Source organism: Blautia sp. MCC283, assembly GCF_018785565.1.
Classification (GTDB): Bacteria; Bacillota; Clostridia; order Lachnospirales; family Lachnospiraceae; genus Blautia_A.
Window position 1 is genome coordinate 208,051 of the sequence record NZ_WQQB01000024.1, and the last position, 10,357, is coordinate 218,407.

Annotated in this window: 12 protein-coding genes and 7 tRNA genes; 2 read left to right on the forward strand and 17 right to left on the reverse strand. The window is 38.9% G+C overall.

The annotated features are described in order from the left end of the window. Position 1: 1 nt before the first annotated feature. Positions 2-298, reverse strand: coding sequence for a hypothetical protein (locus GPK81_RS08190; protein ID WP_215706862.1), 297 nt, complete (start codon positions 296-298; stop codon positions 2-4). A gap of 13 nt (positions 299-311) precedes the next feature. Next, positions 312-512 (reverse strand): DUF6462 family protein, encoded by a 201-nt coding sequence (locus tag GPK81_RS08195; RefSeq protein ID WP_173723411.1) that lies wholly within the window; start codon positions 510-512, stop codon positions 312-314. Positions 513-624: 112 nt separating this feature from the next. Here GPK81_RS08195 and GPK81_RS08200 point away from each other — a divergent pair, with 112 nt between their 5' ends. Further along, positions 625-1,350 (forward strand): hypothetical protein, encoded by a 726-nt coding sequence (locus GPK81_RS08200; protein WP_173723409.1) that lies wholly within the window; start codon positions 625-627, stop codon positions 1,348-1,350. 411 nt (positions 1,351-1,761) lie between these two features. Here GPK81_RS08200 and GPK81_RS08205 read toward each other — a convergent pair whose 3' ends face one another. From GPK81_RS08205 to GPK81_RS08270, 14 genes are all read right to left on the reverse strand, one after another. Then, positions 1,762-2,778, reverse strand: a complete 1,017-nt coding sequence (locus tag GPK81_RS08205; protein WP_215706863.1) for a hypothetical protein — start codon at positions 2,776-2,778, stop codon at positions 1,762-1,764. A 194-nt stretch (positions 2,779-2,972) separates the two neighbouring features. Next, a complete protein-coding gene (locus GPK81_RS08210; protein WP_174087606.1) occupies positions 2,973-3,401 on the reverse strand; it encodes a HEPN domain-containing protein in 429 nt (142 codons plus the stop codon). Then, positions 3,388-3,729, reverse strand: a complete 342-nt coding sequence (locus GPK81_RS08215; RefSeq protein WP_215706864.1) for a nucleotidyltransferase domain-containing protein — start codon at positions 3,727-3,729, stop codon at positions 3,388-3,390. The genes GPK81_RS08210 and GPK81_RS08215 overlap by 14 nt, the downstream gene beginning before the upstream one ends. 428 nt (positions 3,730-4,157) lie before the next feature. Then, the gene (locus GPK81_RS08220; RefSeq protein ID WP_021976790.1) at positions 4,158-4,889 is read right to left on the reverse strand and encodes a histidine phosphatase family protein; all 732 of its coding nucleotides are present in this window, start codon (positions 4,887-4,889) and stop codon (positions 4,158-4,160) included. A 92-nt stretch (positions 4,890-4,981) separates the two neighbouring features. Further along, the gene (locus GPK81_RS08225; protein ID WP_119248197.1) at positions 4,982-5,392 is read right to left on the reverse strand and encodes a metal-dependent transcriptional regulator; all 411 of its coding nucleotides are present in this window, start codon (positions 5,390-5,392) and stop codon (positions 4,982-4,984) included. 117 nt (positions 5,393-5,509) lie between these two features. Then, on the reverse strand, positions 5,510-6,094 hold the full coding sequence (locus tag GPK81_RS08230) for a TetR/AcrR family transcriptional regulator (protein ID WP_178703819.1): 585 nt from the start codon (positions 6,092-6,094) through the stop codon (positions 5,510-5,512). 159 nt (positions 6,095-6,253) lie between these two features. Continuing rightward, positions 6,254-7,300, reverse strand: a complete 1,047-nt coding sequence (gene hydE, locus GPK81_RS08235; protein WP_118169485.1) for a [FeFe] hydrogenase H-cluster radical SAM maturase HydE — start codon at positions 7,298-7,300, stop codon at positions 6,254-6,256. 184 nt (positions 7,301-7,484) lie between these two features. Continuing rightward, positions 7,485-8,237 carry a tRNA threonylcarbamoyladenosine dehydratase gene (locus GPK81_RS08240; protein WP_215706865.1) on the reverse strand — a complete coding sequence of 251 codons (753 nt, stop codon included), beginning with the start codon at positions 8,235-8,237 and terminating at the stop codon, positions 7,485-7,487. A gap of 269 nt (positions 8,238-8,506) precedes the next feature. After that, positions 8,507-8,590, reverse strand: a tRNA-Leu gene (locus GPK81_RS08245). 24 nt (positions 8,591-8,614) lie between these two features. After that, a tRNA-Val gene (locus GPK81_RS08250) sits at positions 8,615-8,687 on the reverse strand. A gap of 9 nt (positions 8,688-8,696) precedes the next feature. Beyond that, a tRNA-Asp gene (locus GPK81_RS08255) sits at positions 8,697-8,770 on the reverse strand. Positions 8,771-8,794: 24 nt separating this feature from the next. Next, positions 8,795-8,868, reverse strand: a tRNA-Ile gene (locus tag GPK81_RS08260). 4 nt (positions 8,869-8,872) lie between these two features. Beyond that, positions 8,873-8,945 (reverse strand) — tRNA-Thr (locus GPK81_RS08265). Between the two features lie 55 nt (positions 8,946-9,000). Further along, a tRNA-Glu gene (locus tag GPK81_RS08270) sits at positions 9,001-9,072 on the reverse strand. A gap of 409 nt (positions 9,073-9,481) precedes the next feature. On the opposite strand from GPK81_RS08270, the gene GPK81_RS08275 reads away from it, so the two are divergent. Further along, positions 9,482-10,048 carry a flavodoxin family protein gene (locus GPK81_RS08275; RefSeq protein WP_021976337.1) on the forward strand — a complete coding sequence of 189 codons (567 nt, stop codon included), beginning with the start codon at positions 9,482-9,484 and terminating at the stop codon, positions 10,046-10,048. A gap of 230 nt (positions 10,049-10,278) precedes the next feature. Here the strand turns inward: GPK81_RS08275 and GPK81_RS08280 are convergent. After that, a tRNA-Asn gene (locus tag GPK81_RS08280) sits at positions 10,279-10,351 on the reverse strand. Positions 10,352-10,357 lie beyond the last annotated feature (6 nt).

Genomic DNA, 10,357 nt, shown 5'->3' on the forward strand with positions numbered 1-10,357 from the left:
ATTACCGTTCCTCCAATTCCTTCAACAACTCTCTTGCACTTTCCAGAGTTTTCAATGTATTTTCACCTCTATTCTCTAAAGTACGAATAAATTTTCGGATTTCCATTGTGTCTCCTGCTGCCGGAAGGTAGTAGCCTCCTGGACTCGTGGCGCTCGATAAGATTACTTTTCCTGATCTGCGCTCCATCTCAATCTGCTTCTGAAGCATTCGAACGCTGGAAAAATGGTATTTCGTAGCAAGATATTCTGGAGTTAATGCGTTTTCTTTGCCTGGCAACAGATGTTCATATATGTTCATAGGATCACCTCCATCATTCCGAAAGCTCGTCCATATACTGATCAACCTTACTGTAATTTATCAAATATGTACGGCCAACCCTTACCACTGCCCCAGATTCTTCTGCAATTCGTCTCATTGTGGAACGTCCCACTCCGTATCTCTCACAGGCTTGATCAATTCTGCCTGTTTTGGGATTGATTTTTGCTTCATTTCCAATATTTCTCGTATTCATAACTGTAAATCCTTTCTTTTGTATTGTTCATCTCGTGTTTCTGTGATATTATAGTATCATATATTTTTGTATTTTATTTACATATAATTTTACATTTTCGAGGTGATTATTAATGAAATATGTATCTGATTTACAATTATTTTCTCAAAAATTATGTGACCTCATGAAAAAAAGAGGCATGACTTATAAAAATAATCAGCCTGATCCAATACTGCTCTATAATGCGTTCTATCCTCATGACCAATTACAGATTATTGATCAAAATGGAAATGGGTTTGGTCGAAGTGAATATAGTGAAAAAACAAGAAAATTTGATAATTGGATTAAAGGAAAATCATATCCCAAGACCATTACAGACATGTTGCAATTATGCAATGCTTTGGATTGCGATCTTGATTACTTTTTTACAGATATGAACTGCACGACTCATGATTTACAATTTATTCAGGACAAAACTGGATTATCAGAAAACGCAATCAGTAATCTTATCTCTATTAATACATATAATAAATATTTTCCTGGTTGCAATGATGATAAGTTGGCATTATTAAATCTAATTTTACAAGATTCCCATGAAAAAGAAGCTTTTTCTTCTTTATTGGATTTGCTTGTTAGTTTTTGCAGATTTACGGTTCCTGCCGAATCTAATCAATTATATACTGTAGATTCTAATGGAATTACAGGATTTCAATACCGTAAATCACTATCTGGAGAAGGAATCTCATACAACCCTTTACAAGTCCATTTTCATATTCAGGACATGGATAGTATGTATTATTTAAAAATATGGGATGCAATTCAACAGCTCAAAGAAACATATAAGAAGAATCAGACCTAAACATTTATTTACGCTTTCTTATTTAATCATGAATATCATCTGACATTTTTAATCGACTTTTTATAAATGAAAATCTATCCTCATACATAAAGTTCATATATAGGAAAGCTAAAAAAAGCACCCAATACCTCTCCTGATTCCCCTTAAGTAGCTCCGGTTATTTACCTTGTCTGCTTAAGAGGCATCATGTCATAGGCATTGAGTGTTTTATTGTGTGTTTGATATTCTGTTTTATATTGAAAAAGCAGCCTCTGTAGAGACTGCCTCTTTAGTGTTTTGACTATTTGTCTTTTATATTACGTAATTGTGTTACTTTAAAATACTTAAAATTCGGTATCTCCCATATAATATAGCATCATAACATCAACCTCCTTTTGTAGCTATTATACTATCAAATTTACAAATGTAAAGTTATTTTTCATTTTCTTCACAATTTTTTTGATCATAATATACAGAATAGCCTGCTCCAGGAAATATCCAGCCATTAAAATTTATACTTAATGCATCCGGTAAAGATTGTTCAATTTTATACTTAGCATCTGCTTCTCCTTGTCTATAATAAAATGCCGTATATGCAGATCCTCTCAACTCCCAGTTATTTTTTATTCTTATTCGGTGCACTAAATTTCGACATGGTAAGGTAATTTTGTAATTCTGCAATTTATCATACATAGGCACCCAATACTCATATTCTATATGTACATCATTCTTTTTAATCTTTCCTAGATCTTTTTCAATTTTCACTTTATAATCATAGAAATTAGATTCTTCTTGTTTATCTATTCTCTCGATTTTCACAAGGTTTTTAGTTTCTACCTCCTGTCTATTTATTGTCAATTTTTTCAGATTAAAGCTATCTTGTGTATCTTTTAACGCATAAGATTTTGTTTTAAATCTAATTTCATTTTTTTCTCCCTCTTTGTTAATAATACGATAATCTATAGTTGCATTTATACGAATCATTTCTTTCTCTTCATCTGGATATACTGTATATTCAGCCCGATGATAATCATAATATTTTCCCTTAGCTAACTGCAACAGCTGATCTTCATAGCTATATATAGTATCTTTCTTCAGTTCTTCTTTACTCATTGTATTTCCAATAAGATATGATGATATGAGATTTTTGAAATTCACTAAATTTTCTTCTGAATATGCGCTAAATGGAAAATCTTCATTCAATATATTTTTCATAGAATCCTGAAAAAAGTTTTTTAATGTGCTTATTTCTATCAAAAGCGATATTATGCCTGCAACAAGTATTGTTGTCCCAGCATTACTAGCAGTATCCCTTCCCCATGCTTCCCACCATATATACGGTTTTTTAAATGGGATATTTGCCAATGCAATAAGACAAATCCCTCCCAACTCAAACAATGCTATCACAGCTATTGAACCAATTCTATAACTTATTTTTCTTTTCTTCATACTCTTCTCCCATATATATTTTCTTTTTATAATACTTCCAATTCTGTTATAACACAATAGATTACAATTCGACATTTTTCGACAAATCAAAGTCACATCCTCACGTAAAAAGAGCCGGAACCTGTTACAGCTCCAGCCCTTCACTTTAATCTTCAAAATATCTTTTACGGGTAATGCTTCTAAAAAATTCATCCTTACTTTTCAGACTTTCTCTTCCATCTTGCCTGTACATATTCTTCTACACGTGACACCAGCTCCTTTGCCGTCTCAATCTGCTCCTCAGCCTCTTCTCTGGTTGCTATATAGAAATCATCATAATCACTGGCGTGACGTATTTCTTCTGATTCAACAATTTTCTTTCCAAGTTTTCTCGGAAAGATCTCCGTTTTCACATAATTCTTATTGAAATTCGCCAAAGCATCTTTATGCCTTTTATACGCATTACCATCCAGTGCATGCACAGCTGATATTGCATGGTAAATCCCATAATATGCCCGGTTATTCGCTCCACGGAACTCTTTGGCTGCTAAAAGGATTTCAGCTGCTTTGATGTCACTTTTAGAGGTTTCAATACGATACAATACCAAATCTTTCTGTGTTCCCTTTTCATTAGGCTGCATCAAATAATTTCACCCCTTCTTTCTTTACATTCGCATAAAACGGGTATACATCAACCCAGTTCTGGAAATGCTGTTGGCTTTTTGCTATCGGTTTAATATCAAGGTCATGATCCATGTTGAAGTCAAAAGTTTCTCCTGACAGTTCATGACGATACTGTTTAATATCCATGTCTGACAAGTCCAGGAGAATCATTATGTCTATATCAGAATCTGCCTTATAATCTCCTCTTGCATAGGATCCATATAAAATCACTGTCTTTAAATGACTTCCATATATCTTCCGTAATATTTCGGTATACTGATCTAACAGCATCTTTATCGTTACCGGCATAATGTTTTCTCCTTTCCTGCTTCAATGCTTTTTCTTTATTATAACCGAACCACCATATCTTTTCTATTGGTTTCTCACATTCTGTACCATCTAAATCACCATGCAGCAAAACATATCTATTGCGTTTTCATACCCCACAGTTTACCCCAATCTTTACCCCATAAACTGATTTTTACCCCACGAGCAAAACTTAATATGTGATAAACACTGACAAAAGCTTTTTTATAAATTTTTCCAGTAAAATCAAGGGTTTCGGGCTTTTTGAAAAGCTACATAATGGCACTAGATAAAAGCGGATGAAACGTTCCCCGTAAATTTATAAATTTTATTAACGAAGTCTAATCATTTCCCAAAATAATCCTGTCGGCCGTTATTTTCTGTCGTATTCCGGAAAATTTCCGAAATATTACAGCCGTCTTTTTTCATCCTTAATCATGTCTCTGCTCTTTGTTATCATAGGTCTCACAGAATCTGGCAGCAAAAGACGGCGGCTCCTGATGAGCATACAGATGTGAAATATCACCAAAAGAACTCATACGGAAGGATGCGATTCCTTTTCTTCGCTCTTCCGTCACAATAGTGCTCACCGATGATGGCGCCGCACAGAAATTCTGCAGCATTACCAGTGGAGAAATGCTGAGAAGATAACTGATCAGCACACAGCTTACTCCGAAATGACAGAAAAATACAAGGGTATCCTCGTTGGCTTTTTCCGCTCTGTAGTAATGGCCCTCACGCACATAACCATGTTCTGCCAGAACTTTATCAAAATTCTGTGTGACCCAGTCATACTCTTCTTTCATTTTTCCTTCTCGCAGGATATCATTATCCCACCAGCGGTCAAAGCTGTAGAAATTCTCGATCTTTGTCCAGTCCTCAGGAAGCCAGTCCCAGGGAATGATCTTTTCTCCGTGCACATCCGGTCTTCTGATCTTCACATCAAATTCTCTGAGCCACTTGCATTCTGTGGCTGTTCTTCCGTTTTTCTTAAGTGTGCAGGATGCGGTATCCTTTGCTCTTCCAAGTGGCGAGACATAAAAATCCCTGACATCAAGAGCAGCGATCTTCTCGGAAAGGAATTCCGCCTCTTTCCAGCCCTTTTCGGTCAGGGAATCTATTGTGTAATCCGGGTCGCCATGTCGTATAAAAAGTAATTTCATCTTTCTGATATCCTCCATTTTATAACCTGGATTTCCATTATATTCTTATTTTTTCAGTTGTCAATTCCTGATGTCCTCTGTGGCAGATCTTTTTAAGCCTGATCTGCAGCATTTTCTTTTACAGATTCCTGCTGTTCTCTCAGCTCATGAACTGCTCTCTTCAGTGCCTGAAAGCTCTCTTCACTGATAATATGCTCAATCCTGCAGGCATCATGAAGTGCTGTTTTTTCGTGCACTCCCAGCATCATCAGCCAGGATGAAATCAGCTGGTGGCGTTCGTATACTTTGTCTGCGATCTTATGTCCTTCTTCTGTCAGGCGGATATCTCCGTTATCTGCTACTGTGATGAGATTTTTCTGGCGGAGATTCTTCATGGCAACGCTGACACTTGGTTTCTTAAAGCCCATTTCTGCCGCAATATCCACGGCTCTTACAAGCGAACTCCTATTTCCAAGAATCAGGATCGTCTCCAGATAATCTTCCGATGATTCATTTGATCTCATTCTGTTTACACCTCCCTCGGTTTGTTAAAACTAACCAAGTTAATCATAGCATACTTTGAGCAAATGAGCAATGGTTTTCACAGAAAAAAAGCCTGACAGCTCAAAGCTGCCAGGTCTTTACTGCTTTCTGCTTATTTCTTCTGCAACTGCCAGGAAACTCTGACAGGAACAGATCTTCAGCATCCTGAAAATTTCCATAAACTTTTCTTTTGAATAATCTCCTCTGAGCAGTTCACTGTATCCCTGTAATTTCGTCTCTGCCAGAATATGTACCAGATCACTATCCACTTCTTTTCCACATTTTTTCTGAAGATTTTCCCGGAGGAACTGTTCCATTCTTATACAGGTATCTTCCCGGAAATTGTCATATCGAGTTCCTTCCGCTCCATCCATAAGGATTCTTGCGATATCCCGGTTTTCCCAGATAAATTCCATAAGAATTCTGTCATATTCTTCTGGCTGCAGCTGTTTTTCCCGATTGGAAAAATCTCCGGTAAGCTCTTTGAGCTTTTCCACCGTTTCTTTCACAATCTCCTCAAAAAGAGCTGCTTTGCTTTCAAAAAAGAAATATAGTGCTCCCGTAGTCACATCTGCCTTTTTGCAGATCGCACGAAGAGAAGCCTTCAGAAATCCCCTGTCTCTGAATTCTTCCTTTCCCGCTTCCAGAAGTCTGCTCCGCACAGCATTTTCTGTTTTTTCCATATTGTACGCACTCCATAATTTTTCCTGTTTTATCCGCATACAGGAAAACTCCGCTTGTTTCTGACCAGCTGTTAATTTTTTAGCAATCTGATCTCACTGGTATTTTACCGTAAATTACTCAAAAAAGAAAGTACTGATACATAAAATATTTGACTCAAATCAGTGAAGCATCATCGGAGAATCCCCACGATCTGTGACGATCTCATAACCAACCGACTCCACACGTCTGGAAAGGCATCCCCTGCATTCCGCAGCTTCCTCTCCTGTGCAGATCTTGTTATCGTAAAGTTCATACTGTTTACGGTTCTTCACCGGGGAAAGATTTGGCATTACTACATTGGCACCTGCCTGAAAACCTTTTTCCCTGCCTCTCGGGTCCAGAGTTCCCAGAGCTGTGGTTGCCGGAAGAAGTACCTGTGGCAGCATGATCCGGATGACAGACAAAAGAAACAGTGTCAGATCCACACTTCCCGCAGGTTCCTCTGCAAATTTCGTATCATGGTGGGGAATAAACGGTCCGATTCCCACCATATGAGGGTTCAGCTCTTTCAGAAAAACAAGATCATCCGCCAGATATTCCATCGTCTGCCCCGGAGCCCCTACCATAAAACCTGCTCCGATCTGATATCCAAGCTCCTTCAGATCATAAAGACATTGTTTCCGGTTTGCAGAACTTAAATTTTCCGGATGGAGGTAACGGTAATGTTCTTCATTGGCTGTCTCATGACGGAGTAAATAACGGTCTGCCCCGGCTTCTTTAAACTTCTGATAACTTTCTTTTGATTTCTCCCCAATAGACAGTGTAATGGCACAGTCCGGATATCCCTGTCTGATGGACTGGATGATGTCCACCATTCGATCATCATTAAACCATGGATCTTCTCCTCCCTGCAGCACAAATGTCCGAAAGCCCAGCTCATGCCCGTTTTCACAGCACATAAGGATTTCTTCTTTTGTAAGGCGGTAACGGCTGACATTCTTGTTTGAACGGCGGATTCCGCAGTAATAGCAGTCATTCCTGCAGTAATTGGTAAATTCGATCAGACCTCGTGTATATATTTTATTTCCAAAATATTTCTTCTGGATACGGACAGCTTCTTCCCGAAGCAGACGAACCGAATCCGGATCCTGATATAAGTGCAGAAGTTCCGGATATTCTTCCCTTGTCAGCTGTCCCTCTTTTATAAATTTTTCAACGATCCCCATACTTTATCTGCCCTTCTCTTTTATTTACAGAATTATCTATAGAAAATATTTTATCATAAAAAATCTGAACATTCTATAAAAAGAACAGCTTTTGCAAAAACAATCAAAGTGTCAGGAATAAAAAAACAGATACTGCACAGTACGGGTATACTTGCAATATCTGTTTTTACGGGATATTCGGATTTTATTTGATCAGATCTTTTACAACCTCACCGGCAATGATCAGTCCTACTACGGATGGCACGAAAGCGTTGCTTCCCGGTACCTGACGACGCTGGGTACATTTTCTTTTCGTTCCAGGAGGACAGATGCAGTGAGATTTACAACTGATCGCCATGTCATCAATAGGAGTCATTGGTTTTTCCTGTGAATAAACAACTTTCAGCTTTTTAATTCCACGTTTTTTCAATTCGCGACGCATAACCTTTGCCAGCGGGCAGACAGATGTCTTATAAATATCTGTCACCATAAAACCGGTAGGATCCATCTTATTTCCGGCGCCCATAGAGCTGATGATCGGTGTTCCTGAAGCCTTTGCCTGCTCTACAAGCATCAGTTTTCCAGTTACAGTATCAATCGCATCGACCACATAATCATACTGGAAAAAATCAAAGGAATCTGCTGTCTCCGGCACATAGAACGTCTTGTGAATATTTACAACTGCATCCGGATTGATTTCAAGGATACGGTCTCTGGCCACATCAACTTTATATTTTCCTACAGTCTTTCTTGTCGCATAAATCTGGCGATTGATATTGGTAAGGCATACTTTGTCATCATCGATCAGATCCAGTGTTCCAACACCGCTTCTTACCAGGGCTTCTACCGTATATCCGCCTACACCGCCAATTCCAAATACTGCAACTCTGGAATTTTTCAGCTTTTCCATTCCTTCTTTTCCAATTAATAATTCTGTTCTTGAAAACTGATTCAGCATTTTCTGATTTCTCCTTATATTCTTTCCATGTATATTGTACCGACAACAAAGTCCCCCTCCACAACTTATTGCTTTCCACAATAGAAGCAGGGGACTTACTTGATTCAGTTAATCGGACAAAATAATTCGTTTTATAACTGTCAGGATTCTATCATGGGAAAATAACCTTGTCAATATCCCTACCAACACACTAGGAATATTTTCCCATTTCTGTCAATAAATCTTATGGCACAAAAAAAGATTCCCGAAAATAGGAATCTTACTGATACTGCGGGTAGCCGGACTTGAACCGGCACGGAGTTGCCCCCGAGAGATTTTAAGTCTCTTGTGTCTGCCTATTCCACCATACCCGCATATTCAATTAAATTGTTCAAAAATGGGGCCTATAGGGCTCGAACCTATGACCCTCTGCTTGTAAGGCAGATGCTCTCCCAGCTGAGCTAAGACCCCAAATATGAACGACCCAGAAGAGACTCGAACTCTCGACCTCCGCCGTGACAGGGCGGCGCTCTAACCAACTGAGCCACTGGGCCATGCAAAATATAAAACTTATAAAATGGACCTTCGGGGACTCGAACCCAGGACCGACCGGTTATGAGCCGGTTGCTCTAACCAACTGAGCTAAAGGTCCAAAAAGCCGATGATCGGACTCGAACCGATAACCTGCTGATTACAAATCAGCTGCTCTGCCAATTGAGCCACATCGGCGTATTAAACACCAAATGTTGAATCGAGTCAAATGAATATCCAATTTAGTTTTAAGTGACTCCAAGGGGATTTGAACCCCTGTTACCGCCGTGAAAGGGCGGTGTCTTAACCGCTTGACCATGGAGCCATATTTCTTATTTATTTTTCGCTGTTTCGTATTTCCCTCAGCGACGAGTTAAATAATACCATACCTTTTTCATAATTGCAAGCTTTTTTTTGAAAAATTTCAATTTTTTTTACAAAGCCGTAAAACAGGCCGAAAACCCTTGTAAAATAAGGCTTTCCGAGGGTTCTCATTCTCTCTCTGAAGCATTGTCCTAAAAATTCTTTTCTGTTTTTTTCCAACATTGACATTATTTTTCCGCTGTATATAATTGAAAGTGTAGCGGCCCCAGAGACCATTGTAATCCGGAGGAAATAAACATCAAACCAATGTACGTCGGACAATTTACTCCGATGAGCCGGATTTGATGCAGTTTTTTCCTGAACAACTATAGTCGGCCGCTGAAAATTCATATGAAAGGATGATATTAATAATGAAAGTTTTATTACTGAACGGCAGTCCGCGAAAAGAAGGCTGCACCTATACAGCACTTACAGAAATCGCAGAAACCTTAAAGAAAAATGGAGTGGAGGCAGAAATTTTCCAGGCTGGCGATCCTTCCCCGGAGAACGTTGCTGCCGCAGCAGCCATTATGAAAGAGGCTGATGCCCTTGTTGTCGGCTCTCCGGTTTACTGGGCTTCTCCTTCCGGTCAGATCATTGAATTCATGGATAAATTCGCTTCCAAGGCCGGAAAAGATATGATCCACAAACCAGCCGCAGCAGTCGCTTCCGCAAGACGTGCCGGTACTACTGCAACTCTGGATGTACTGATCAAATATTTCACCTACCATCAGATGCCGGTTGTATCCGGAAACTACTGGCCAATGGTTCACGGTAACACCCCGGATGACGTCAAAAAAGACGCTGAGGGCCTTCAGATCATGCGTACAGTAGGCAATAATATGGCATGGCTCTTAAAATGCATTGAAGCCGGTAAAAAGGCAGGTATTGAGGCGCCTGAGACAGAGCCGAAGATTATGACAAATTTCATTCGATAAAGCGGGATTTTCCTCGGCAGGGTTGTGAAAAGCAATAAGCAGCGAATGGAGACTTGCCAGTTATAAGTTATACTAAAAAACGTGTAGGTATAAATGTTTGTTATTTATATCTACACGTTTTTTATAATTGTTATCTTGTCCTGAATTTTTATCAGAAAACTTGTCTCTATTTTTTAGATATGATATATATAAAAAACCTGTAAACTTCACGTTTACAGGAAATAAAAAAGCTCCCCCTGTTGGACTCGAACCAACGACACTGCGGTTAACAGCCGCATGCTCTACCGACTGAGCTAAGGAGGAATATTT

Coding starts and splice junctions, on each gene's coding strand:
- GPK81_RS08200 (WP_173723409.1), top strand. CDS start 625: ATGAAATATGTATCTGATTTACAATTATTTTCTCAAAAATTATGTGAC.
- GPK81_RS08240 (WP_215706865.1), bottom strand. CDS start 8,237: ATGCTGAATCAGTTTTCAAGAACAGAATTATTAATTGGAAAAGAAGGA.
- GPK81_RS08215 (WP_215706864.1), bottom strand. CDS start 3,729: ATGCCGGTAACGATAAAGATGCTGTTAGATCAGTATACCGAAATATTA.
- GPK81_RS08230 (WP_178703819.1), bottom strand. CDS start 6,094: ATGGAAAAAACAGAAAATGCTGTGCGGAGCAGACTTCTGGAAGCGGGA.
- GPK81_RS08195 (WP_173723411.1), bottom strand. CDS start 512: ATGAATACGAGAAATATTGGAAATGAAGCAAAAATCAATCCCAAAACA.
- GPK81_RS08190 (WP_215706862.1), bottom strand. CDS start 298: ATGAACATATATGAACATCTGTTGCCAGGCAAAGAAAACGCATTAACT.
- GPK81_RS08275 (WP_021976337.1), top strand. CDS start 9,482: ATGAAAGTTTTATTACTGAACGGCAGTCCGCGAAAAGAAGGCTGCACC.
- GPK81_RS08205 (WP_215706863.1), bottom strand. CDS start 2,778: ATGAAGAAAAGAAAAATAAGTTATAGAATTGGTTCAATAGCTGTGATA.
- GPK81_RS08225 (WP_119248197.1), bottom strand. CDS start 5,392: ATGAGATCAAATGAATCATCGGAAGATTATCTGGAGACGATCCTGATT.
- GPK81_RS08220 (WP_021976790.1), bottom strand. CDS start 4,889: ATGAAATTACTTTTTATACGACATGGCGACCCGGATTACACAATAGAT.
- hydE (WP_118169485.1), bottom strand. CDS start 7,300: ATGGGGATCGTTGAAAAATTTATAAAAGAGGGACAGCTGACAAGGGAA.